The organism is Vibrio caribbeanicus ATCC BAA-2122, assembly GCF_000165125.1.
GTDB classification, from domain to species: Bacteria; Pseudomonadota; Gammaproteobacteria; order Enterobacterales; family Vibrionaceae; genus Vibrio; species Vibrio caribbeanicus.
Genome location: NZ_AEIU01000096.1, coordinates 59074 through 83344 on the forward strand (window position 1 = coordinate 59074; position 24271 = coordinate 83344).

Annotated in this window: 22 protein-coding genes; 17 read left to right on the plus strand and 5 right to left on the minus strand. The window is 41.8% G+C overall.

What is annotated here, in order from left to right; translation table 11 throughout:
• The first annotated feature begins 91 nt into the window (after nt 1-91).
• The 4 genes from sbcB (at nt 92) to cdd (ending at nt 3788) form a co-directional block, all read left to right on the plus strand.
• Nucleotides 92-1516, plus strand: coding sequence for an exodeoxyribonuclease I (gene sbcB, locus RH40_RS16000; protein WP_009602693.1), 1425 nt, complete (start codon nt 92-94; stop codon nt 1514-1516).
• Between the two features lie 115 nt (nt 1517-1631).
• Nucleotides 1632-1997, plus strand: coding sequence for a CidA/LrgA family protein (locus RH40_RS16005; protein ID WP_009602694.1), 366 nt, complete (start codon nt 1632-1634; stop codon nt 1995-1997).
• Nucleotides 1997-2674, plus strand: coding sequence for a CidB/LrgB family autolysis modulator (locus RH40_RS16010; RefSeq protein ID WP_009602695.1), 678 nt, complete (start codon nt 1997-1999; stop codon nt 2672-2674). The genes RH40_RS16005 and RH40_RS16010 overlap by 1 nt, the downstream gene beginning before the upstream one ends.
• 226 nt (nt 2675-2900) lie before the next feature.
• On the plus strand, nt 2901-3788 hold the full coding sequence (gene cdd / locus RH40_RS16015; RefSeq protein WP_009602696.1) for a cytidine deaminase: 888 nt from the start codon (nt 2901-2903) through the stop codon (nt 3786-3788).
• A 25-nt stretch (nt 3789-3813) separates the two neighbouring features.
• Here cdd and RH40_RS16020 read toward each other — a convergent pair whose 3' ends face one another.
• Entirely contained in the window at nt 3814-4467 is a 654-nt protein-coding gene (locus tag RH40_RS16020) for a thiopurine S-methyltransferase (protein ID WP_009602697.1), read from the minus strand.
• Nucleotides 4468-4794: 327 nt separating this feature from the next.
• Between RH40_RS16020 and RH40_RS16025 the strand changes: the two genes are divergently transcribed.
• Together RH40_RS16025 and RH40_RS16030 are read left to right on the plus strand one after the other, a co-directional pair.
• On the plus strand, nt 4795-5571 hold the full coding sequence (locus tag RH40_RS16025; protein WP_009602698.1) for a nucleotidyltransferase family protein: 777 nt from the start codon (nt 4795-4797) through the stop codon (nt 5569-5571).
• Between the two features lie 95 nt (nt 5572-5666).
• Nucleotides 5667-6641, plus strand: coding sequence for a DUF3187 family protein (locus tag RH40_RS16030; RefSeq protein WP_009602699.1), 975 nt, complete (start codon nt 5667-5669; stop codon nt 6639-6641).
• Here RH40_RS16030 and RH40_RS16035 read toward each other — a convergent pair.
• Complete coding sequence (locus RH40_RS16035) at nt 6638-7381, minus strand: sporulation protein (protein WP_009602700.1); 744 nt, start codon at nt 7379-7381, stop codon at nt 6638-6640. The genes RH40_RS16030 and RH40_RS16035 overlap by 4 nt on opposite strands.
• A 141-nt stretch (nt 7382-7522) precedes the next feature.
• Between RH40_RS16035 and hutC the strand changes: the two genes are divergently transcribed.
• The 5 genes from hutC (at nt 7523) to hutH (ending at nt 13922) form a co-directional block, all read left to right on the plus strand.
• Complete coding sequence (hutC, locus tag RH40_RS16040) at nt 7523-8233, plus strand: histidine utilization transcriptional repressor HutC (RefSeq protein ID WP_009602701.1); 711 nt, start codon at nt 7523-7525, stop codon at nt 8231-8233.
• Nucleotides 8234-8380: 147 nt separating this feature from the next.
• On the plus strand, nt 8381-9598 hold the full coding sequence (hutI, locus tag RH40_RS16045) for an imidazolonepropionase (protein WP_009602702.1): 1218 nt from the start codon (nt 8381-8383) through the stop codon (nt 9596-9598).
• A complete protein-coding gene (gene hutG, locus RH40_RS16050) occupies nt 9588-10586 on the plus strand; it encodes a formimidoylglutamase (protein ID WP_009602703.1) in 999 nt (332 codons plus the stop codon). The genes hutI and hutG overlap by 11 nt, the downstream gene beginning before the upstream one ends.
• A gap of 86 nt (nt 10587-10672) precedes the next feature.
• Nucleotides 10673-12370, plus strand: coding sequence for a urocanate hydratase (gene hutU / locus RH40_RS16055; protein WP_009602704.1), 1698 nt, complete (start codon nt 10673-10675; stop codon nt 12368-12370).
• A gap of 10 nt (nt 12371-12380) precedes the next feature.
• Nucleotides 12381-13922, plus strand: coding sequence for a histidine ammonia-lyase (gene hutH / locus RH40_RS16060; RefSeq protein ID WP_009602705.1), 1542 nt, complete (start codon nt 12381-12383; stop codon nt 13920-13922).
• Between the two features lie 47 nt (nt 13923-13969).
• Here hutH and ydiJ read toward each other — a convergent pair whose 3' ends face one another.
• Nucleotides 13970-17011: a D-2-hydroxyglutarate dehydrogenase YdiJ gene (gene ydiJ, locus RH40_RS16065; RefSeq protein WP_009602706.1), complete on the minus strand. Its 3042-nt coding sequence runs from the start codon at nt 17009-17011 to the stop codon at nt 13970-13972.
• Nucleotides 17012-17215: 204 nt separating this feature from the next.
• On the opposite strand from ydiJ, the gene RH40_RS16070 reads away from it, so the two are divergent.
• The 6 genes from RH40_RS16070 to RH40_RS16095 all read left to right on the plus strand — a co-directional run bounded on the left by RH40_RS16070 (nt 17216) and on the right by RH40_RS16095 (nt 22663).
• Nucleotides 17216-17899, plus strand: a complete 684-nt coding sequence (locus tag RH40_RS16070; protein ID WP_009602707.1) for a DUF3334 family protein — start codon at nt 17216-17218, stop codon at nt 17897-17899.
• A gap of 147 nt (nt 17900-18046) precedes the next feature.
• Complete coding sequence (locus RH40_RS16075; RefSeq protein ID WP_009602708.1) at nt 18047-18730, plus strand: DUF2786 domain-containing protein; 684 nt, start codon at nt 18047-18049, stop codon at nt 18728-18730.
• Nucleotides 18731-19085: 355 nt separating this feature from the next.
• Complete coding sequence (locus RH40_RS16080) at nt 19086-19754, plus strand: YiaD family glycine zipper/OmpA-like lipoprotein (protein WP_009602709.1); 669 nt, start codon at nt 19086-19088, stop codon at nt 19752-19754.
• A 211-nt stretch (nt 19755-19965) separates the two neighbouring features.
• The gene (locus RH40_RS16085; RefSeq protein ID WP_009602710.1) at nt 19966-20961 is read left to right on the plus strand and encodes a J domain-containing protein; all 996 of its coding nucleotides are present in this window, start codon (nt 19966-19968) and stop codon (nt 20959-20961) included.
• 174 nt (nt 20962-21135) lie between these two features.
• A complete protein-coding gene (locus RH40_RS16090; RefSeq protein WP_009602711.1) occupies nt 21136-21321 on the plus strand; it encodes a hypothetical protein in 186 nt (61 codons plus the stop codon).
• Between the two features lie 142 nt (nt 21322-21463).
• Nucleotides 21464-22663 (plus strand): GGDEF domain-containing protein, encoded by a 1200-nt coding sequence (locus RH40_RS16095; protein WP_009602712.1) that lies wholly within the window; start codon nt 21464-21466, stop codon nt 22661-22663.
• On the opposite strand, the gene maiA is transcribed toward RH40_RS16095, so the two are convergent.
• Nucleotides 22602-23252 carry a maleylacetoacetate isomerase gene (gene maiA, locus RH40_RS16100; RefSeq protein ID WP_009602713.1) on the minus strand — a complete coding sequence of 217 codons (651 nt, stop codon included), beginning with the start codon at nt 23250-23252 and terminating at the stop codon, nt 22602-22604. The two genes, RH40_RS16095 and maiA, sit on opposite strands and share 62 nt — an antisense overlap.
• Entirely contained in the window at nt 23245-24258 is a 1014-nt protein-coding gene (locus RH40_RS16105; RefSeq protein ID WP_009602714.1) for a fumarylacetoacetate hydrolase family protein, read from the minus strand. The genes maiA and RH40_RS16105 overlap by 8 nt, the downstream gene beginning before the upstream one ends.
• Nucleotides 24259-24271: the final 13 nt, after the last annotated feature.

Sequence of the window (24271 nt, forward strand, 5' to 3'; positions counted from 1 at the left end):
AGATATTTATAACTATTCAGTGCTTCTTTGATTGCGGCCAAATCCGTTGAATGGTCTAATACTCGTCTGCCTAGCGTAAATGGTCGATAAAATGCACCAAGATACTCAACCAACATTTTTCTTCTTTGACTATGAAACATGGGGTACAAACCCTGCCACTGATCGGCCTTGCCAATTTGCAGGGGTAAGAACCGATCGTGATTTTAATATTATCGGCGAACCAGTCGTCCTCTATTGCCAGCCACCCAATGACTATCTCCCATCACCTGAAGCCGCGCTTATTACCGGTATTACACCACAAAAAGCACAGGCTGAAGGTTTGATTGAACCAGAATTTATTGCCAAGATCCATGAGCAATTAGCGACGCCCAATACCATCAGTTTGGGCTATAACAGTATTCGCTTCGATGATGAGGTGACACGTTATACCTGCTATCGAAACTTTATCGATCCTTATGCTTGGAGCTGGCAAAACGGTAACTCACGCTGGGATTTGCTCGATGTTATGCGCGCATGCCATGCACTGAGGCCGGAGGGTATAAACTGGCCGCAGAATGATGAGGGTTTCCCTAGTTTTAAATTAGAGCATCTATCGGTTGCAAATGGGATAGAACACGAAAACGCACACGATGCGATGGCTGATGTCATTGCAACTATTGAAATGGCAAAAAAGATAAGCGTGGCACAACCGAAATTGTTCCAATATTTTCTAGATATGCGTCATAAGCGTAAACTAAATGATCTTATTGATATAGTAAACATGACACCACTAATGCATGTTTCAGGAATGCTCGGCAAAGAGTGCCAGTATACCAGTTGGATAGTACCGGTTGCTTGGCACCCAACAAACCAAAATGCTGTTATCTGTATTGATCTTGCACGAGATCCTAGTGCAATTTTCGACCTAAACGCTCAACAACTTCATGAGCGCCTTTATACAAAGCGATCTGAGCTGAATGATAAAGAGGTATCGGCTCCTATAAAGCTTGTGCATTTAAATAAGTCCCCAATCCTTGCACCTGCAAAAACCTTAACGGCAGAAGATGCGCAAAGGATTGGTATTGATCGTGAAGCCTGTTTAGAAAACCTAGCAATGTTAAGAAACCATCCGGAAATTCGTGAAAAACTCATCGGCGTATACAGTATCGAGCGCGAATTTAAAAAAAGTTCAGATGTCGACGCTATGCTTTATGACGGTTTTTTCAACCCAGCAGATAAAACCGCAATGAAGATCATTCGTGAAACGGACCCTGAATGTTTATCAACGCTAGATATAAGCTTTGACGACGAGCGGATTAGTAAGTTGTTGTTTCGTTATCGCGCAAGAAACTTTCCATGGACACTCAGTGAACCAGAACAACAAAAGTGGGCAAATCATTGTCGAGAATATTTTGAACAACGCATTGAAGATTACATGCTAAACCTTGAGAATCTTGTTCATGAACACGAACAATGTCCAAAGCAAATGGCCATACTCAAATCTATTTATCAACACGTAGAAACCCTCGTATCTTAACTAGATTGTTTGCAACGTAATCACCATTATATTTATCAGCAAAAGAAATAAATGCTTTGTAACTCTTTTGCTGATAACACAGCCTTCCTGAATTATGGCTCGGAATATAAACGTTATGGTATCAATACTTTTCAAATACTTTGTTTCTTTTGCATTGATCTTTTTATGTTGTTTTCTTGGAACAAGTATACAAGACGCTCTTCAACTCTCAGTACCGGGTAGCATCATTGGAATGCTGATACTTTTTAGTTTAATGGCAAGCGGATTAGTAAAAGCAGAGTGGGTAAAACTAGGGGCATCCGTTTTTATTCGTTACATGGTGCTACTTTTTGTCCCAATAAGTGTTGGTCTGATGAATCATTTTGATCTTCTTTTATCCAATGCAATTTCAATATTGGCCAGTGCGGTAGGTGGTACAACAATTGTACTTGTTAGTCTCGCCCTACTTATCGATAGATTACTTAAAAGAGGTCAAAAATAATGTGGCTATTGGTAACCATTATTGTTTTTTTCTCCGCTCGTTGGATATGCCAGCGTACAAATAGCCCTTTGATGAATCCTCTTTTGATCAGCTTGGTTATTTTGATACCAACATTGATCTTTTTTAGTGTCCCCTTCGAGCAGTATTACTCGGATAATAAGTGGATAAATTATTTACTACAACCCGCTGTTGTCGCTCTTGCCTACCCGCTATATGAACAGTTACCTCAAATAAGGCGCAACTGGCGAATTATTATGCTCGCTTGTTGTGTTGGCAGTACTTTTTCTTTGCTCAGCGCTGGTTTAATTGCCATCTCCTTAAATACCGAACTTTCTCTAGTCGCTAGCTTACTGGGCAAGTCAGTTACCACACCGATTGCTATGGAAATTTCCAAACACCTGGGTGGAGAGCCTTCTATCGCAGCCATTATGGTGTTGATCGTTGGCTTATTCGGCGCAATCATGGCCTACCCCATTTATGGTTGGCTCAACATTTCTCATCCAATTGCAAGAGGTCTAACCATGGGCACTGTTTCACATGCACTTGGGACAGCAACTTGCGCAGAAAAAAGTAGCGAAGACGCGGCATTTAGTTCACTCGCTTTGGTGATATGTGGAGTCATAACATCCATTCTTGCACCTCTAGTATTTTCGATACTTGTTTGGTTATCAAAGTAACTTATTTTTAATGAATATCGAGACGCTTCACAATATTCATAGGTGTAATCGATTTCATGTGTGAGCTCACTCTAAATATGAAAACGGATAGCAAATTACATTATTTAATGTGACAGTGATCACCAAATAATTCTGATATTTGCTTAAAATAAAGCACCAAGTCGATAGCTGAAGTTCGAATGGGAAATTTTAACCAAGATAACCTATTTCAAACTAAGGAGTGACTATGAATAGCCGAATCGAACAGGCATTGGCAGAAGCACCTCAACCTATCGCTAACTTTCTCGACCCTATTATGCGGTCAGATCAATTCGACGCGACTTTGTCTGCAACACAGTTTGAAGAGTTACTCGATCTTTCTGGCCTTGAAGATCATCAATTGAGACTTGCCCTGCTTCCTTTTGCTGCCGCATTCGCTCATGTACCTTTATCACAGTTCTATGTCGGTGCTGTGGTCAAAGGCTTATCAGGAACACTATATTTTGGAGCCAATGTTGAGTTTTCAGGTGTACAGATAGGCCAGACTATTCATGCTGAACAGTGCGCTATAAGCCATGCATGGATGAAAGGAGAGCAAGGAATCACTGATATCACGATAAACTTTAGCCCATGCGGCCATTGTCGTCAGTTTATGAGTGAATTAGCAACCGCAGATGTACTGAACATTCAATTACCCGAGGGAGAAAGTAAAAAGCTTAATTACTATTTACCCGAATCTTTTGGTCCCCATGACCTCGGTATAAAATCAGGTTTTATGGCGAATGTTGATCATGGCAAAGAGACCACAGAGAAAGACCAGTTGCTAAAGATAGCGGCGAGAGCACTAAATAAATCATACTCCCCGTATACTGGCAGTCTAAGTGGTGTTGCTATCAAAACGAAAAATGGCAAAACTTACCAAGGTGCATACGCTGAAAATGCTGCATTCAATCCGAGTCTACCTCCATTGCAAGTTTCCATCATCCAGCTTCTTATGGATGCGCAAAAATTGGAAAATATTGAATCAGTGGCATTGATTGAGACGAAAAATGGTCATGTAAGTCAACTCGCGTCTACCCAAGCTATGCTTGAGGCAATCGACCCCGACATCCAGTTGATATATCAAGAAATCTGACATGTGGCGCCAGCAGGCGCCTTTTTTATTTCACTTTTTCAAGCAAATATACTTCTTCGGCAAAACGAGACATCCCTTTTTCTGCTCTCTTAGGGTGGTTTTTTCCTGCTTCTTTTCGCTGAAGTTTAGTCACGATACAATCAGAATAGAGTATTTTTATCTCTTCCTCAGGCACTGAGAAAGGAGGTCCAGCCATTTCAGACTGTTCATAGTCAAGATTAATAAGAAGTATTTTCCCGCCAACATTAAGTAAAGATTGAATACGTTTAGCATAGTCATTGCGCATCTCCATAGGCAATGCAACTAGTGCTGCTCGGTCATAGACAAGGTCTACCATCTCAAGAGGCACAGTAAAAATATCTCCAATTACTATGGAAAGCTCATCAAATTGATAGAGCTCGTGTTGTCCAGATACATTAGTCACCAAGGGTGTGTAAAAATGCTCAGCAAAAAAAGCCCGAACAGCAATGTTGCTCAAATCGACTCCTCTCACATCATCATGCTTACTTGCTAACCAGATAAGGTCTTCTGATTTACCACAAAGAGGTACAAGGACTTTGTCAGACCTAGTCGCCGAGGTATGTTTCCAAAACTGAATAAGTAATGGATTAACATCCTCCAAGTGAAATCCTATTTCATTTGTCGCCCATTTATTGTGCCAAAATTCCGGATCTTTCATATTACTTAACCCTCTGAATAATTGCGTTTAGATTACCGAAAACACCACAGAAGTGATATCAATTTTTTGTGTGTATTTCGGGTAATATCAAAGCCCATTCTTAACCGCTACTGTTCAATTTCATTCAGATTAGGTTCAGGTAAAAACCTTATACTCTCAGGTAAAGTAAAAAGCTAAATTTTAAGTCGAGGAAAACTTTTTTAAAAATTAACGACTCATAGGGGTTTAAAAAAATATAGTCGACCCAAGTTATTTTAATGGGTATGTAGCGCTAACACACACTTTAAAGTCCTACTTTGCGTAGCCCTACAGACCTAAGGAGAAGGGATGAACTTACTTCTGCGAACAACGGCTCTAGTGCTTTTCATGCTCAGCCGTACGCCTGCAGTTGCTGCAGCACCAGCAACTATGATCAGTGAGAAGTCTGACAACAGCACACAAAATGAAGTTTGCTCGAAAACATTTAAACATAATCTTAGTGGACTATACGGTATTCCATCAACAACCAACTATAGCCCTACACAGCCTCATGTTGACTTTGATGTCCTTTATGCAAAAGCTCATCACGGACAAAAAGAACTGGAGCAAATTTGTAAAAACACGGCACTACTCACCTCAACTCACGCCTACTTTTCAGGTGTAAAATCAGAGCAAAGAGCTAGGCAAAAAATAGCACATGAACTAAGCGGAGAGGTGAATCGGATCACCGACCTTGCTCGAGCGACCATTGTCGCTGAGGATATAGAAAGCCTGATGCTCGCTTACGAACAGCTAAATCGCTTCACAAAAATCGTTAAAACGAAGAACCGTTTTAAGACACCGGCTCGTTCCGGCTATCGCGATCTCAACTTACTTGTTCAGTTACCCCACAGCAACATCGTTGCAGAAGTTCAACTACATTTAAAAGCGATTGCAGATGTAAAGAGTGGTGAGGAACATGATATTTATGAAGAAATCCAGTCGATTGAGCGTGCTGCAGCGAGTCAGTCTCGCCAACTGAATGAAATTGAAGTAGCTCGCATTCATCATCTAAGAAATCAATCGAGATCACTCTATCAGGATGCATGGCAGCCTTATATTACAACGAACTTAATTGCAGCATAAGTAATATCAAAGCCCCTTATCTAGAGTAAGGGGCTAGAAAATTTGGTGCTCATTTACTATATTTTAGGTATGTAAACCTTTTCTTGAGTAGTTGAATGAGAGGTTACATCTTCTTGTTATTCTCATGTCTTGCTGCGGCTTCTCCCGGTAGTCTTGCAAACGAGTTTAATAGAGAGGACAAGTTCGGGCCGCTGCAACATCACACGCAATCTCCCCTTCATTCGAGTAGCCTATCCCCCCAATTGCGCTCTAGCCTGTTATCAAATTCTGAGTTTTACATTTCTAGTGTCATTGCAAGTGTGTGGGCCAATACCAACACTTATCAGCTCGATTATTACCAAAATCAGTTTGTTATTGGGAGCAACTGGCAGGTTAATGATGATTGGAGATTGGATGTCAATTATCGCTGGAACTATGCAGGCAATAATCAGCTTGATGGGCCCACAATCTATTTCCATGATATTTTCAACATAGAGCAGAACGGCCGTGATAGAGTTGATAAAGACCGTTTCATTATTGATATACCAGACTACGGCATCCACCTTGCTAATTTTAAAGGACAGTCACTAAGCCACACATTCACCAGCTATTTGCAATACCAACTCTATAAAGAACAGACCATGGGAATCTCTGTCGGTGGGACATTACATTATTCTAATACTAAGCATGGAATACTCGACACCCCCAGACTGGAACAAGGTTTGCAGCTCAACTTTAGTTTAAGGGAGAGGTCTTATACCATGGATGCTTCACTCGCTTTTACTCGAAGGAAACACTCCAGCACTTTTCAACATATCCCTTATCGAGAAAGTAATTTTTCGCTAGCCTTAGGATATCGATACTATATCAGCAACGCACATACACTACTTACACAATTCTCTATTCACCAAGGTATTACCAATGATGAGAGTGAGTTATCCAAGCCGATCAATGAATTTACTCTAGGCTATCGTTTTACATACCAAAGAACAGCTGTCGAATTCTTCGTCACGGAAAATATGTTTAATGCGGATAACAGCACAGATATTGCCCTTGGATTGAACGTTCGTTACTTGTATAACCAAGACTAAATTGACAGGATCTGTTTAACCATAGATTCCACTTCATGCGCTTTCGCATCTCTATTAAGGGTGAATGAAGCATACTGATCACCGCGCATACTCATAGATCTATCTACCTCTGCGAGACAATGAACACTGTCACCATTGACAATAAATGACAACTCAATTTCTTTTTTGTTAAGAAAACCTTTATTTTTAAATTCTATCTCTTGATAACAGCCTGACTGAGAGGAAAAGCCCTGTCCGCGAAGAAAGCCTTTCTCAACATCTGCTTTATTCATCACAAAACCTGCATCTTCGATGGCTGCAATAGTTTGACTTACAACAGAAGATGGATGTACTGCAAGATAATCTCGGTCTTTCGGATCGATAGCAAAATCGATATCTAGTGTTGTCTCTAACCAAACTTTGCTCTGATTCATTTGCGCGTTTAGTTCCGTTATAGGGGTTTCATTATCCAAAACCAATTCAAACGGAACTTGTTTAATTTCATCTGCCGAGATGGTGAACGTTTGGACGGCATCCAATCGAGTTAGAACATGCTTTTGGTAAGAGATACTGTCATCAATATCAACTTTTATCTCTGTACATAACTCAATTCTTATTGCGTCTATCTTCTGCTCAACTTCCCCACCTTTAATGACAACATCGCCTTTTAGGGTGCCACCTTGTTCGACAAATAAACTTTCCAAGACAGTATCAACTTTTGCAGCACCTATCCCTAAAGATGCCTTTAACATATTCAACATTAACGATAACCTAGCATAATATTCAAAGAACTCTTGTTTACCTTTTTTGTTGATATTTCTCAAGCTAAAAAGTCGTATGGGTTGCATTTTAATCCCAAATACATGACTATTTGTATAGTCAAAATAGAATTTAGTCTTTTTATGAATCAATCTCCCCTTTATCTCCAAATTAAAACCTACATCATCAAGCAAATTGAGCAAGGTTACTGGCCTATAGGGCACCGTATATCTACCGAATTAGAATTGACTGAGCAGTTTGGTGTTAGCAGGATGACCGTTAACAAAGCACTACGAGATTTAGTTTCTGAAGGAAGGTTAGTGAGAAGGCCGCGACTTGGTACATTTGTTAGCGCACCTGATGATAAAGCCGAATCTCCCCTTTTGAATATTCGCAATATTGCTGATGAAGTTTCTCAAAGAGGAAAAACCTATAGCAGTAAAGTCATCAAACAAGCGTCAATACTAGCTGATGACATGGTAGCGACTCAGCTAGGCGTTATGCTTAACAGCTCTGTATATTGCTCAGAAATCATTCACTTTGAGGATAAAACTCCGATACAACTAGAGATACGTTGGGTCAACGCAAACTATGTCCCGCAATACATTGAGCAAGATTTCTCTGATATTACACCAAACCAATACCTTTCTAATAGCTGTCCATTGAGTGCTATCGAGCATACAGTGGAAGCTATTGTTGCAAGTGATAGTGTTCGCGCTGCATTAAGGTTAGGTATCAACGAGCCTTGTTTGCTACTCAACAGACGTACATGGAGTGGTGATAAGCTAATCAGCACTGCACTACTTTATCATCCGGGAACTCGCTACAAACTAAGTTCAAAAGTGATGTTTTAACATAGATACCCAAGTGACTTTAAAATGCAGGATTCAGAACTCGCGGAAAGACATCATTCTTTCGATCACACTTTTATAACAAGCTACTTGAAGACGGCAATTTTTTACACGAGTATTTGTATATACATTTGAGTTTGAGAAGTAACTATGAGCAAAAAAAATGATATCTTGCTGACCAATGCAAAAATAGTGTCTATGAAGGAAAATCCACAAGGCTACCAGATATCAGAGCCCTGCAATATTTACATCCAAGACGGAGTAATCAAAACAATCACAGCAGACACAAGCGTTCAATGCTCCAACCAGTATGATTGTGGCGGTAAATTAGTGACTCCTGGCTTTATCGATAGCCACACTCATCTTATTTTCGCAGGTAGTCGAGCTCATGAATTTGAAATGCGATTAAACGGTATTCCATACCAAGAAATTGCAAAAAATGGTGGCGGTATTTTATCTACAGTTCGTGCTACGCGTAATGCATCTGAGGACGAATTAGTCAGCCTAGCGTTACCAAGATTAGATGGATTGATCCGCTCGGGGGTTACCACTGTTGAAGTAAAATCAGGGTATGGCCTTACTCTCGATGACGAAGTTAAAATGTTAAAAGCTGCGAAAAAGCTCGAAGAAAGCCGAAGAATCAGGGTTTCCACTACCTTACTCGCCGCTCATACTGTTCCTCCTGAGTTTCAGGGTCAGTCAGACAAATACGTCGACCTTATCTGCGAAGAAATTATCCCTTACGTCTCACAAGAAAAACTGGCTGATAGTGTCGACGTCTTTTGTGAATCAATAGGATTTAATCTTGCTCAAACTGAACGAGTATTTCTTTGCGCAAAAGAAAACGGGTTGGCGATCAAAGGCCATACTGAACAACTTTCCAACCTAGGCGGAACAGCTCTAACGGCAAAGCTTGGAGGGCGATCGGTCGACCATATTGAGTACCTTGATCTAGACGGAGTCCTCGAACTTCAAAAATATGGCACGGTAGCAACACTTCTTCCTGGTGCCTTTTACTTCCTGCGAGAAAGTCAGTTACCACCGATTGAACTATTAAGACAACATAATATTCCTATCGCGGTTGCCAGTGATTTAAATCCTGGAACCTCACCTTTCTCAGATTTGACTATGATCATGAATATGGGTTGTACATTATTTGGCCTAACCCCAGAGGAAACACTTCGAGGTGTTACCAATAATGCTGCGAAAGCTCTGGGTGTAAACCATAGCCGAGGGCAATTAAGCGAGGGCTTTGACGCTGACATCGCAATATGGAATGTGACACACCCAGCCGAATTTAGCTATTTCCAAGGTGAAAGCCGTTTGCATGCTCGCCTTGTCGTTGGAGAGTTAGAACATGTCGAATAACAGTGTGACTAATCAAGAATTTCATTGGCAGGGTCGGCATGACGCGGAAGATGGTCCGTTAGGTAAACGGGTTCACCATATTATCAAACAAATCCAAGTCGAAGATCTCCAGCCTTATCGAAATGCGGTAAGTATCCTAGGGTTTTGTAGCGACGCAGGTGTCGCAAGAAATAAAGGGCGCATAGGCGCAAAAAAAGCACCAGATCTGATCCGTCGTGCTCTTGCTAACATGGCATGGCATAAAGAAAGCAATTTGATTGATTTGGGCAACGTGATTTGTGACGATGATTTGCTTGAACAAAGCCAAGAGCTGTGTGCAGAGGTCATATCGAAAGCCTTAAGATCAACACCCGTAATTACCTTAGGCGGTGGTCATGAAGTCGCATGGTCATCGTTTTTGGGGCTTGCTAAATACTTCGAGTATCTCAATCCAACCAAGCCGCCTAAGATTGGTATTATTAATCTTGACGCTCACTTCGATTTAAGGGCTTTCGAAAGTGATCATATAGATGTTAAATCTAGCTCGGGCACCCCTTTTAATCAAATTCACCACTATTGTCAAAATAGGGACTGGCCATTTCACTACGCATGCCTCGGTGTGAGTCGAGCCAGCAATACTGAAGCGCTTTTCAATAAGGCTGATGAGCTTGGGGTCTGGTATGTCGAAGACAAAGATTTAGCCCACCTTAATCACATTTACCACTTAACCCAACTGCAGCACTTTATCGATAACTGTGACTATATATATCTGACCATTGACTTAGATGTTTTTCCCGCCGAAACCGCACCTGGGGTCAGTGCTCCTGCTGCTAGAGGAGTAAGCATGGATATGTTAGCTCCGTTTATAGATAGAATACTTCACTACAAACAGAAACTTGTCATCGCAGATATTGCCGAATATAACCCAACTTACGACGTAGACAGTCAAACCGCACGATTAGCGGCTCGACTATGCTGGGATATTGCCAACGCCTTTTCAGAAAAATAACGTTTAATAAAGCACTAGGTGATTATCGATGTTTATGACGTCGAGCACCAATGCGTCTAGATACCATGAATATAAGGAACACGATCATGACAGAACGCCAAGTAAACCAGAAGCGCTTAGACACATCCCGTACTATACGCGCCCCTCATGGCACGACTCTTAGGGCAAAATCGTGGCTTACTGAAGCCCCCCTACGAATGTTGATGAATAACCTTGATCCAGATGTCGCAGAACACCCACATTCACTCGTGGTATACGGAGGTATTGGTAGAGCTGCAAGAGACTGGGATTGCTTTGATAAAATTGTTGAAGTACTAGAACGCTTAGAGGATGACCAGACACTGCTCGTTCAATCCGGGAAGCCAGTTGGAGTATTCCCAACACATAAAAACGCTCCACGTGTTCTTATTGCCAACTCCAACATAGTTCCTCACTGGGCGAATTGGGAACATTTTAATCAGTTAGATAAAGAAGGCCTTATGATGTACGGTCAGATGACAGCAGGAAGCTGGATTTATATCGGATCACAAGGCATTGTACAAGGGACCTATGAAACATTTGTCGCTGTAGCAAAAAAACATTTTGATGGCATGGCAAAAGGTCGCTGGGTCATGACTGGCGGTTTAGGGGGCATGGGAGGCGCACAACCTCTCGCAGCAACGATGGCCGGCTTTTCTATGATTGCAGTCGAGTGTGATGAATCAAGGATTGATTACCGTATGCGTACTGGTTATGTCGATAAAAAAGCAACAAGTTTAGACGAAGCACTCTCGATTATTTATGAATCTGAGACCCCCGTGTCCGTTGGACTGTTAGGGAATGCCGCAGACATTTTTCCAGAATTAGTTGAGCGTAATATTACTCCTGATGTTGTTACAGACCAAACTTCAGCTCATGACCCATTGAACGGATATCTGCCTACTGGCTGGTCTATGGCACATGCCAGCGAAATGCGAGAAAAAGACGAATCTATGGTGGTTAAAGCGGCCAAAGAATCAATGGCTATCCAAGTCAAAGCCATGCTTACATTACAAGAGCGCGGTGCGGCTACATTAGACTATGGTAATAATATCCGCCAAATGGCTCTTGAGATGGGAGTGCAAGACGCCTTTGATTTTCCCGGTTTTGTTCCAGCCTATATTCGCCCGCTATTTTGCGAAGGTATTGGACCATTCCGTTGGGCAGCCCTTTCTGGTGACCCTGAAGATATTTATAAAACAGACCAAAAAGTAAAAGAGCTTATCCCTGATAACCCACATTTACATAACTGGTTAGACATGGCTCGCGAGCGTATAAAATTTCAAGGTTTACCAGCTCGGATTTGTTGGGTTGGATTAAAAGATCGTGAACGTCTTGGTCAGGCTTTCAATGAAATGGTAAAAAATGGTGAGCTGAAAGCTCCAGTTGTCATTGGACGTGATCACTTGGATTCAGGCTCTGTTGCCAGTCCAAACAGAGAGACAGAAGGAATGATTGACGGCTCAGACACCGTGTCTGATTGGCCCCTTCTTAACGCCCTACTTAATACTGCCGGGGGTGCTACATGGGTTTCTCTTCACCACGGAGGTGGTGTTGGTATGGGCTTCTCGCAGCATTCAGGAATGGTTATATGCTGTGACGGTAGTGACGATGCATCTCAACGAATTTCTCGCGTACTTCACAATGATCCGGCAACAGGAGTCATGCGCCATGCGGATGCAGGCTATGGACTAGCGAAGGATTGTGCGGCAGAGCAAAATCTCGACCTGCCCATGTTGAATGATGAACTTCGCAAGCTCAAATAAGGATTATCAGATGTTTAAAGTTATAATTAAGCCAGGCCATTTAAGCCTCATTCAATTGCGCAATATCAGCCGCTCAAAAATTCAGGCTGAACTTGACCCAGAATGTATAGCAGCGATAGAAGCGAGTAATCAAACCGTTAACAAAATAATTAAAGAGAACCGCACCGTATATGGTATCAATACAGGTTTTGGCTTACTTGCCAATACTAAAATCGCTGCAGAAGATTTAGAAACCTTACAGAGAAGTATCGTACTCTCTCATGCTGCTGGAATTGGAGATTTTATGGCCGATGAAACCGTCAAAATGATGATGGTTCTAAAGGTCAATAGTTTAGCTAGAGGTTATTCTGGGATCCGACTGAAAGTTATCGAGGCATTGATTCAACTTTTAAATGCAGAGGTATATCCTTGCGTGCCTAAAAAGGGTTCAGTGGGTGCATCTGGCGATCTCGCCCCTCTTGCACACATGAGTACGGTATTACTTGGCGAGGGGCAAGCTCGCCATAAAGGCGAGTTATTGTCTGGCTCCGACGCCCTTAAAATCGCAGGCCTTGAGCCAATAACGCTCGCTCCCAAAGAAGGATTGGCGCTACTCAATGGAACTCAAGCCTCTACCGCCTTTGCGTTAGAGGGATTATTTGCAGCAGAAGACCTATTTGCCTCCGCGCTTGTTTGTGGGGCTATGTCGGTAGAAGCCGCACTTGGTAGTCGTCGCCCATTCGACTCAAGAATTCATATGGTGAGAGGTCATGCTTCACAGATTGATACTGCAGCAGCATTCCGACACTTACTAGAATCAAGCAGTGATATTGGAGAATCTCACCATTGTTGTGAAAAAGTTCAAGACCCTTATTCACTGAGGTGTCAACCTCAGGTCATGGGGGCTTGCTTACAACAAATCCGTAATAGTGCTTCCATACTAGAAACTGAAGCGAATTCTGTCTCAGATAATCCGCTCGTTTTTTCAGAAGATGACGATATCATCTCTGGTGGCAACTTCCATGCCGAACCCGTTGCAATGGCGGCAGATAACTTGGCGCTTGCGATAGCCGAAATTGGTAGCCTATCCGAGAGACGTATGGCGCTTTTGATTGATAGCGCATTAAGCAAGCTTCCTCCATTTCTGGTCGACAATGGAGGGGTCAATTCTGGCTTTATGATTGCTCAAGTGACATCAGCGGCCCTTGCAAGTGAAAACAAAACATTAGCTCATCCCGCTTCGGTAGACAGTTTGCCCACCTCTGCCAACCAAGAAGACCATGTATCCATGGCTACCTTTGCAGCAAGGCGATTGAAAAATATGGCAGAAAACACTCGCGGAATTTTAGCTGTAGAGTACCTAGCGGCAGCACAAGGCCTTGATTTCAGAGCACCAAATTTATCGTCACCTAAAATTGAAAAAGCGAAATCAATGCTTAGAGAAAAAGTAAGCTTCTACGACAAAGACAGGTACTTTGCGCCAGATATTGAGGCTGCTAATAACGTTCTTGCAACAGCAACTCATCATTACTTGCTCCCTGAAGGGCTGCTACCTAGTTTAAGCTCAAAATAAACACTCCTAGCCCTGCTTTCTAAGCAGGGCTTTATCATTCTTTTCTTTTACTCAGCTTGTAAAATTCGCAGTAACGCTTGAAGTGGATGGCGAGCCCGTATATCTTCAAATCTCTTTACCTGACTCCGACAAGAGTAGCCTGTCATCAGGCAACGTTCTTTGGGCAAGTCTTGAAGACGCACCTTCCAGCTAAGCGCATAGATATCTTTGGACATTTGTAATTTATCGGTTTCATGCCCAAAAGTCCCTGCCATGCCACAACAGCCCACAGAAACGGCATCCAACTTTGCACCAAAATGAGCAAATATCTTGCTCCACTGTTTCTCAGCATTGGGCAATTTGGTTTTTTCTGTGCAATGTGACAAAAGGTACCAAGGTTTGGCCTCTTGATTATTTGGCGACTCAAATTGGAAAAGGTTGGGCTCGAGCCATTCGTGAACCGTCAAAACCTCAAAGTCTCCCCGCCGTTCACCCAGAGCCTCAACATATTCATCGCGGTAGCACAGCACAAGAGCAGGATCAACACCAACCATGGGAATACCCAAAGAAGCGACTTGCTGCAAAAAATCAGAAGTTGATTGCGCGTTTTCAGCAAATTGTTTCAAAAAACCTTTGACGTGTTGAGCTTTACCATTGGGTTTAAATGGTAAAACAATCGGTGTCTTGCCTAAACGAGTCACCAAATGCGCAAAGTCTTCCACAACAGTCGCGTCATAAAAGCTAGTGAATGGATCTTGGACAATCAGCACGTAATCAGATCGCTGAGCTTCGCTCATCGCTTTAAGTTTATCAAAATCAAACTGTGAGAGTTTACTCGTTCGTTTGGCAAGTGTCGGAACTGAAAGATAAGGTGAGTCGACATAACCAATGCTTTGTGCAGTTAATTTTTGTGTCCAAGGCCAGCTTAATACCCCATTAACGACTCTCGGCATCATTGAGAGTACAGGTAACATTGTCTCTATGTTCGAAACCAAATAATCCTTTATCGGTCTTTGGTAGCGAGTATGATAAATGTTTAAAAAGCGCGAGCGGAAACTTGGCACATCGACTTTGATCGGACATTGACTGGCACATGCCTTACAGGCAAGGCACCCATTCAACGCTTCGTAGACCTCGTGAGAAAAATCATGTGCATTTTTGTCGCTTATGCGATTAGAAACCCGGTTTATAAGGCTTTTGATAGATGAGGTGCCAGTCAGCGTCTTTTGCTCTAAATCTAAAATATCTACACCCGCTTCACTAAGCTGACGTAGCCACTCTCTTACAATACCCGCACGCCCTTTTGGTGAATGCCTCCTATCCGCTGTTACTTTCATTGAGGGACACATAGGAGAAGCAGTGTCATAATTGAAACACAGGCCGTTACCATTACACTCCATCGCTCCTTTGAAGCTATCACGTACGTCAACTTCTATTTGGCGGTCAAAATACCCCCGTTTTACGTCAGATACTCTGACAAGCGACTCGTCACTATCGATAGGTGTGCAAATTTTTCCCGGGTTCATCTTGTTTTTGGGGTCGAAAGCACCTTTAATCCGCCTTAAGTCCCTAAATAAGCTTTCGCCAAAAAATTCTGGGCCATACTCGGAACGATATCCTTTACCATGCTCCCCCCACATGAGGCCGCCGTATTTAGCCACCAAACTGACCACTTGGTCAGAGATTTTATGCATCATTTCTTCTTGCTTTGGATCACATAGGTCTAAAGCTGGTCTTACATGTAGTACACCGGCATCGACATGTCCGAACATACCGTAATGTAGTGAGTGAGCATCCAGAAGCTGGCGAAATTCCGCAATAAAGTCAGCCAGATTTTCAGGTGGAACACAAGTATCTTCAGCAAAAGCAATAGGTTTCGCTTTTCCCTTTGCGGCTCCCAGTAAACCAACGGCTTTTTTGCGCATTGCGTAAATGCGGCCGATACTCTCAACGTCATCACATACTTGATAGCCGATAATACCTGCTTGATCATTTACAATCATTTGGTCGAGTTTATCAGTCAATGCTCCGACCTGACGGGCATTTTCTTCTTGGCACTCACTGGCGTACTCAACCATGTTAATTCCCTGCATGTCATGTCCAGGAACATCGGTGAGTAACTCGCTAACGCTATGCCAAACAATATCCTGTTTAGCTAAATTGAGTACTTTTGAGTCAATAGTTTCAACTGACAACGCGTTTGCCTCGACCATAAACGGGGCATTTCGTAAAGCCGAGTCGAAACTTTTATACTTCACATTAACTAAGGTTCTAGCGCGGGGAATTTTTGTTAAGTCGAGCTTAGCCTCAGTAATAAAGGCGAGGGACCCTTCTGCACCACACAATACTCTAGTTATGTCAAAGTGATCATTTTCCGGAGTGTACGCGTTTTTCAAGTCATACCCCGTCAAAAAGCGATTTAGCGGAGGAAATTTTTCCTCTATTTCATCACGTTTCTCGCGACAAATTTTTTGGGTAGTATGGAAGGCTTCGTAGGCAAGTTCCCCTTCGGTAGGCATACCTCTCGAAAGATCAGACTCTAAAATGGAACCATCAGCAAATACTGCCGTTAGGGACATCACATGATCTGACGTTTTACCGTACTTTAACGAACCTTGCCCTGATGCATCTGTGTTTATCATACCTCCCAGAGTCGCTCTATTACTGGTGGACAGATCAGGTGAGAAAAAATAACCAAAAGGCTTAACGGCATCATTCAACTGGTCTTTAACCACTCCAGTTTGAACACGCACCCAACCTTCAGCTTCATTGATCTCTAATACATTGTTCATATGCCGAGACAAATCTACAACAATACCTTTCGTCAATGATTGACCATTCGTGCCGGTTCCACCGCCCCTTGGTGAGAACTTGATCGAATTGAAACGAGGTGAGTTTGCAAGTCTGGCAAGGCACGCCACATCATCCGTTGTCTTTGGATGAACAACTGCTTGGGGAAGTTGTTGGTATACGCTGTTGTCTGTGGCTACAGCTAAGCGACTTGAATATTGCGTCTCGATATCACCAGTAAAACGAGTGCCTCTTAGTTCATCAACGAACTTACGTACAGATGAATCAAGGTCTGATTCGGGATCTAATCGTGGTAACATGTGCTTCCTGCCCCTAATACGCTGATCCTATCAGCATCGGGAATATTGAATTTTTAAACGATTTCTTTGATTTCCATCACTTTACAACATTTAAATAGATGATTAAAACAGAATTGCAGTGTCAAAATGGCGTTTAACGCATTTTTTTCCCACACTTATATCTCAATCCACCTGATTTATAGTGTCTCTATGAGCGAAAGATCAATGAAAAAAAATAAAGTAATTACCACAGAAGATATCCTGTTGAAGCTCTGCCAATCTGTATCAAGCATTTTGACTGAGGCAACAAGTACGAATATCTCATATTCAGCAATGGTACAAAAAATCACTAAAACGAGTTTGAAGCCCGATTTCGGCTGCTTTGTTTTGTTCGATGGTGGCTTTTCTGGACTCGTGGTTATCAACTTCGAATCTAAAGCAGCTTTAGAAGTCTATACAAACTACATGCGCAACATGGGCATGCCCGAAGAAGAGCTTGCTGTATTACATACTTCAGATGAAGTTGCTGATGTACTCGGTGAATTAATGAACCAAATTGTAGGTGGCTTCACCAACCAAGTTCGTAAAGACTTACAGACTCACATCACACAAAACCAACCTAAGATGTTATCTCTTAACAAACAAGTCAACTTGTCTGTCGATACCAATTTAGATCGCCCACAAGCACGTCGAGTCACTTTTTCAACCGAGCAGAGTAATATATTTTACCTCGAGCTGGCGATGGATAAAACAGAGTTTATACAACTGGGTGATTTTGAAGTAGCGGAAGAACAAAGTCCCGATGATATTTTGGAACAAGCAAGGAGTAAAATGAGCAACAACAAGTCATCAGAAAAAAGTTCAAGTAACGCTGCATCTGATGACTTACTTGATGACTTAGGTATCTAATACCTCTTCCATATTAGCGAAGCACCACCGAACCAATAGGTGGTGCAAACGTATTTAAAAAATCATGCGTGATAACTCATTTCCGTTTTGTCTAATAAAAGGCTAAAATGATGGACTTTGCCTTATAAATGAATGTCTCTAAAGCCGATGGATAAACAGAAAGCCCTCAAAAAAATTGCAAAATGCTTAGAGCTCGGTAACTCTGCAAACGTTAATGAAGCGGCAAATGCTATAAAAATGGCACACCGCTTAATGCTCAAGTACGGCCTAGATAAAGATGACATTGAATTCATCAAGATGGGTAAGACTCAATCTACCCATTTACTCCCAGCAAACGTAGGTTCAAATATTCTGCGCATAATCAGAGGTATTAATACTAAGTTCGGAGTTGAAGCAGTTCTGTTGAACCACAAAGGCCTAAAGCGTGTTGAATTCATTGGGGAAGCCGATCGTGCAATTTTCGCCGCTTTCGCTTTCGATATCGTCTATCGAGAAATGAACGAACAAACTGGTCGTTTTAGAAATGGCTTCGCTGGGAGTGGTACATCAAATCAGGAAGTAACTCGCAGAGTAAATTCGTTTCTGTCTGGCTGGGTTGAGGGCGCTTTAGAAAAGCTACCAATTATTAGTCCAGACGAAGAATCCGCCAAAAAGATTGATGACTACATAGACAAAGAGTTCCAAAATATTGATCGCGAGACTTTCAAGCAGCAGTTAAAAGAAGCGATGAAGAATATTACCGAAGACTATGAAGTTGGCCTTAAAAAAGGCAGAACTGTGTCAGTGAGCCGTCCAATTGATGGCGCGCAAGCACCCAAGATGTTGCGTTAAATCATTATCGAGTCTTTCCCGAGTCATTATTCTGTCAAGTCTGAAGAGATCAATTGACAATACCATCATGATAAGTTTTAGTTCCCACTACTTTTAATTACTTAATTGTATACCTAATTCGTCTCGAGGTAATGGGTTCAATAACATTAGCTGACTTTTAAGACGCGGTAACGATTTAAAGATCAATTCTTTCAAATCGAAAAATACTGGGTCTGCGTGCAAAAAAGCACTCACCTAAAGGGTATTTCAAGAGGCTAATCTTTGTGAGAAACAACTGAGAAAGCCTCCACAGCCTCACTTTTGAACCCCTCGTCTCGAAACCAAATTAATATGTGATTCACACGGAGACATAATTGTGAATAAAATGACCCTTACTCTCGTTGCAACGCTCATCCTTAGCGGTTGCCAGGCAACACAACGTCAAAATGCAACAACAGGTCAAGATGAAACCAATTCCACCACTCAAGGCGCGATTATAGGTGCTATCGCAGGCGCTGCTATTGGTTTAGCAACTGGTGACAACGCCAAAGAACGTAGAAACCAAGCTCTCATCGGCGCTGCAGGTGGTGCTGCAGTTGGCGGTGGTATCGGTTATTATTTTGATCAACAAGAGGCAGCGCTTAGAAAAGAATTACTTAATTCGGGCGTTCAAGTCGAACGTACAGGAGAAAATCAACTTCGCCTACGAATGGAAAATGGCATTGGTTTTTCTTCAGGCTCATCGACACTTGATAATAGTATTCACAAAACGTTGAGAGGCGTCGCACGAATTTTGGTTGAATACCCAGAAACAAGTCTTGTTATCGAAGGGAATACTGACAGTACCGGGAGCGACAGAACCAATCAGATTTTATCAGAAAAACGCGCAGAGTCAGTCAGAGGCTACTTAGTTGGTCAAGGAGTTGCACCCGGGAGAGCAGTTTCAAGAGGACTCGGAGAAAGACAGCCTATTTGTACCAACAGTACTAAGGAAGGCAGAGCATGTAATCGTCGAGTAGAGATAAAAATATTGCCTCTAAAATAGACTTTAGAAAATTTATTTTTATTTAAATCAGTGGCTTTTTATGGATATGGGTTCTACATATTTATTATCACATTTCATGGAAAGCCACTTCGATATCAATCTCTCAAACCCTTTTAAGATAAGCTCTGCACAAAACATGAAAATCTTGATCGCCTCCATGTCTCAAATTGATATACTTAAGCGATAGTTTTATTGTTTTTCAGGTGAATCTTTGCGAACTATCGCACTTCTACTCACTTTTTTTGCTACTGCTGTCTCTGCCCAAAGTGTAGAGGAACTTATAGCAAGTGCTGAAAATAACAATGTCCATGCCCAGCTCCAGCTTGCAGAACGCTTTCTACGAGGACGAGATGTCGAGCAATCAGATCAAGATGCTATATATTGGTATAAAAAAGCGGCAGAGGGAGGCAGTCATGTTGCCGCTGCAAAACTCGGTTTTGCCTATTACCGAGGTATTGGTACTAAATCAAGCGATGAGAGGGCATCTTTCTGGTTAAGCCAAGCTGCTTTTGCAGGTGACCCACAATCTACATATTTACTTGGTAGGTTATACGAAGGACGAAAAGAGCCACTTAATAACCTAATACTCGCAGAAGTTTGGTATCAAAAGGCAGCCACGATTAATCCAAAGGCTGAGAACGATTTCGCACGCGTTGCCGAAAAACGTTTTAATCAGCTTAGGGCAAAACAATTGTCAAAAATGGAAAGCATGGACTTAGCAGAGCAGACACCCAGTGTTAACCAACATTCAAAAGGTGACAATCCACAAGCAATTTCAAATCCCACATACGCACTTTCAAGCGCGCTTTTGGGAGTGTTAGTTTTAGTCTGTTTACTATGGAAAAAGAACCGCTCACTTCGAGCTCATTCTAAATCACTAGAGGAGCAGATCCAGCAACAAAAATTAAAATGGACTAAAGAGTTAAGTTCCAAAACAGAAAGGCTTAAAAAGCAAAAGAGCCAAATTGAAACGCTTTATAAACACGTGAAAAATACACCTACTACCAGCTCCAAAAATCACGAAGCGCTAAACCTTTCCTGTGCACTTTTCGGATTTAATCCTGCCAAAATCCCAGAGCAAAAACAAATTAAAGTACGCTATAAGCAGCTTTGTAAAGTTTATCACCCCGACCTACAGGGCAGTGACGATGAGATGAAACGCTTAAATCAAGCACTAAAAATCATCTTAGCCTTTAAAACAAAATGAGTGCTAACAATAAACATTACAACATAAGTGAATATCTACAATTTTTTAGGTTAACAAAATCAAAAAGCAAACGATCTCCATCCCACAATCTATAACAAACAGTTAACTCATTAATTATCCATATGTCATAATTTGCAATAAATTTTCACTCAGAAACGACATAAAGAGTTTGATATGTACATCTATGAAGGTATTTGCGATTGGTGTAAGAAACTAGCAATGCTCAAAAAGCACGATTACATTGATGGTAAGAGCCATTTTTCCTGCCATGAATGCAACACACTCGCGACGCTTGATGTGAGGCAGTTCAATCTTGCAGAAACGAAGTCACAGAACGAAAAGTATTTTAAAAATAATTAAATTTAAAAAAGATAACGATTGAGCCACTCTACTTGGTGGTATTTTTATAATTGATACTATTGGGTATAAATAATGACAATCAATTTACATTGTTCCTATATTCGGGTAGGTTCGAAGAACATTCATAAAATAATATAAGTCAATGGATCCAATTAGAGCCTCTGAGATAGAACGCAGAAAATACTTGGAAATGTTGGACTCATTTCCAACCGTTGCAATAATCCAATCTGTTTTGGCCGCAACTGTACTCTGCTATTGCTTTTTATCCTATGGCGTAACAACACATGCCATCGTATGGACTGCTCTATTTCTCATTTCAATTCTCTATCGGTACCGGCTAGATCATGGTCTTAGACCTTTTGTAGTCGAAAGTAAACCCACGAAAAAACAACTCGCTTTACTTTTATCTTCAAGAGCATTCATAGGGTTAGTCTGGTCAATAGGGTCCATTGGATATATCGAGGCCTCGCCTGATGAAAACTTCTTAGCTGCCATTATATGGTGCTCCGCCCTCGCCTATGCTGGATGTTTATTTCACCAAAACTCCGTCTCGGCACTACTTTGCTATTTTTGGTCTATTATTTTGCCTTTATCAATATATATGGCTTTAGTATTAGACTGCTACAAAGAAGCATTCATACTTATATTCTGCGGAATTGCGTTTGTCATTCTTTATATTCATCTGCTTCACCAAAAAGTAATAACCAGAATTGATGAAACGATTACCAAAGAAAGACTAATTGAAAAACTTTCAAATGCGAACTTATCCGCTAAGTTACTTGCGGAACAAGATGCATTGACGAAATTGAAAAACAGAACTTTCTTCAACCAGAAAATCGTGAAAGTCTGGAGACTGTCTCACAAGAAGCAACAGCCATTGTCTGTTGTTATCCTAGATATCGATCATTTTAAAGCTTACAACGATAATTATGGGCATATAGCCGGAGATAAAGCACTGAGAAAGATTGCCAAATGTATCAAACAAATCAACTTGGAATCTGAGCATAGCTTTTTCGCTCGTGTCGGCGGGGAAGAGTTTATTGCAGTTCTACCAGATACCGAAGTTGAAAGTGCTGTTTCAATTGCAAACTTGATTAGGGAGAAGGTTGAAGACGCTGCGATACCACATGAATTTTCATCTTGTTCAAACATCGTGACCATAAGCGCAGGTGTATCCTCGATCATACCACCCAAAGGGCGATCATTTATTGAGCTCATCGAGATGTCAGATAAGGCCCTCTATCAGGCGAAAGAGGGCGGCAGAAACCGTGTTTCTGTTCTCACAATTCAGCATCATGCTGAAGCTCAGGAGCTGCTTCTGCAAAAGCAGGCAGTTGATTGAGGCTGTTATATAATCTTTCTATCGAGGGGAATTGGGAAATATCTACCCCAAAGCGTAGAGCATTGTAGACTTGGGGGACTAGGCAAACATCCGCGATACTCACCTCGTTCCCGATACAAAATTCCCTACTTGATACTACTAACCTCTTTTCTAAGGCCTCAAAGCCGACCTCGATCCAGTGTTTGTACCAAGCACTTTTTTCCGTATCTTTAATGGCAAGTTTATCCGATAAATACTGTAGCACTCTTAAGTTATTGACTGGATGAATGTCAACAACAATATCTTGCGCCATAGCTCTACTGAGAAACCTTTTAGCACCTTTACTTGGTGTTAATAATCTCTCTGGATATGTCTCATCGAGATAATCTATAATCACCAAAGACTGGTTCACCGTGAAGTCACCATGGACAAGGACAGGCACAAGTTGGTTAGGGTTCAATTCCTGAAAGTGCTGATGATGCTGCTCGCCACCATTTTTCACGAGATGAATAGACCGACTTTCATATTTCAGACCTTTCAAATTCAGAGCAATTCGAACTCGATAGGCAGCTGAAGATCGCCAATAACCATATAGGACAAGATCACTCATACTTCACCACTTGTTGATCAATCGCGCCAAATATTGTCATACCACTCTTATCATGCATTTCAATCTTGATTTTATCGTTGAACTTCATAAATGAGGTTTGTGGTTTGCCATCACGTATCGTTTCAATCATACGAACTTCAGCGATACATGAATAGCCTACACCACCTTCTGAAATAGAAGTGCCAAAATCGGTACCCTGCTTATTCGAAACAGTTCCTGAACCAATGATAGCACCTGCTGCTAGAGGTCGTGTTTTCGCTGCATGAGCAATCAATTCTGAAAAACTAAAAGTCATATCTACGCCAGCATTTGGGCAACCAAAAGGCTTATCATTATAGGTACTCAATAATGGAAGATGGACTTTAGAATCGCGCCATGCTTCACCGAGCTCATCAGGAGTGACCGCAACAGGCGAAAAAACGGATGAGGGTTTAGACTGAAAGAAACCAAAACCTTTCCCCAACTCATTTGGAATAAGCCCTCTCAAGGAAACATCATTGACTAACATCATGAGTCGAATAGATTTCTCAGCCTCTGATACAGAAACGCCCATAGGTACATCTCCAGTAATTACGGCCACTTCACCTTCGAAATCAATACCCCATTCCTCACTGGAAAGAGGAATAGGATCACAAGGACCTATAAACGAGTCAGACCCTCCTTGATACATTAAAGGGTCAGTCCAGAAACTGGGGGGCATTTCTGCTCCGCGGGCTTGGCGAACCAACTCAACATGATTGACGTAAGCAGAACCATCTGCCCATTGATAAGCACGGGGTAATGGAGACTCACACTCTGAAGTGCAGAACGGCATTTCACTGTTTAATTCACCGCTATTGAGGGCAATATAAACCTCATTCAACTGAGGTTCAGTCCTTTCCCAGTTATCCAATGCCTCTTGTAAAGATTGAGCAATTTCAGGCACCGCGACACACTTCGAAAGGGACTTATTGACTACAACTAATAGCCCATCTCGGCTATCATTTTTTAAGCTCGCTAACTTCATTTATTAAATTCTC

Excerpts from the sequence above, each read along its gene's own strand:
- RH40_RS16025 (WP_009602698.1), top strand. The coding sequence starts at position 4,795 with ATGAACTTACTTCTGCGAACAACGGCTCTAGTGCTTTTCATGCTCAGC.
- RH40_RS16070 (WP_009602707.1), top strand. The coding sequence starts at position 17,216 with ATGAAAAAAAATAAAGTAATTACCACAGAAGATATCCTGTTGAAGCTC.
- sbcB (WP_009602693.1), top strand. The coding sequence starts at position 92 with ATGCACCAAGATACTCAACCAACATTTTTCTTCTTTGACTATGAAACA.
- ydiJ (WP_009602706.1), bottom strand. The coding sequence starts at position 17,011 with ATGTTACCACGATTAGATCCCGAATCAGACCTTGATTCATCTGTACGT.
- RH40_RS16005 (WP_009602694.1), top strand. The coding sequence starts at position 1,632 with ATGGTATCAATACTTTTCAAATACTTTGTTTCTTTTGCATTGATCTTT.
- hutH (WP_009602705.1), top strand. The coding sequence starts at position 12,381 with ATGTTTAAAGTTATAATTAAGCCAGGCCATTTAAGCCTCATTCAATTG.
- maiA (WP_009602713.1), bottom strand. The coding sequence starts at position 23,252 with ATGAGTGATCTTGTCCTATATGGTTATTGGCGATCTTCAGCTGCCTAT.
- cdd (WP_009602696.1), top strand. The coding sequence starts at position 2,901 with ATGAATAGCCGAATCGAACAGGCATTGGCAGAAGCACCTCAACCTATC.
- hutC (WP_009602701.1), top strand. The coding sequence starts at position 7,523 with ATGAATCAATCTCCCCTTTATCTCCAAATTAAAACCTACATCATCAAG.
- RH40_RS16020 (WP_009602697.1), bottom strand. The coding sequence starts at position 4,467 with ATGAAAGATCCGGAATTTTGGCACAATAAATGGGCGACAAATGAAATA.
- RH40_RS16035 (WP_009602700.1), bottom strand. The coding sequence starts at position 7,381 with ATGTTGAATATGTTAAAGGCATCTTTAGGGATAGGTGCTGCAAAAGTT.
- RH40_RS16090 (WP_009602711.1), top strand. The coding sequence starts at position 21,136 with ATGTACATCTATGAAGGTATTTGCGATTGGTGTAAGAAACTAGCAATG.
- RH40_RS16010 (WP_009602695.1), top strand. The coding sequence starts at position 1,997 with ATGTGGCTATTGGTAACCATTATTGTTTTTTTCTCCGCTCGTTGGATA.
- RH40_RS16075 (WP_009602708.1), top strand. The coding sequence starts at position 18,047 with ATGGATAAACAGAAAGCCCTCAAAAAAATTGCAAAATGCTTAGAGCTC.
- hutU (WP_009602704.1), top strand. The coding sequence starts at position 10,673 with ATGACAGAACGCCAAGTAAACCAGAAGCGCTTAGACACATCCCGTACT.
- RH40_RS16030 (WP_009602699.1), top strand. The coding sequence starts at position 5,667 with ATGAGAGGTTACATCTTCTTGTTATTCTCATGTCTTGCTGCGGCTTCT.
- hutG (WP_009602703.1), top strand. The coding sequence starts at position 9,588 with ATGTCGAATAACAGTGTGACTAATCAAGAATTTCATTGGCAGGGTCGG.
- hutI (WP_009602702.1), top strand. The coding sequence starts at position 8,381 with ATGAGCAAAAAAAATGATATCTTGCTGACCAATGCAAAAATAGTGTCT.
- RH40_RS16105 (WP_009602714.1), bottom strand. The coding sequence starts at position 24,258 with ATGAAGTTAGCGAGCTTAAAAAATGATAGCCGAGATGGGCTATTAGTT.
- RH40_RS16095 (WP_009602712.1), top strand. The coding sequence starts at position 21,464 with ATGGATCCAATTAGAGCCTCTGAGATAGAACGCAGAAAATACTTGGAA.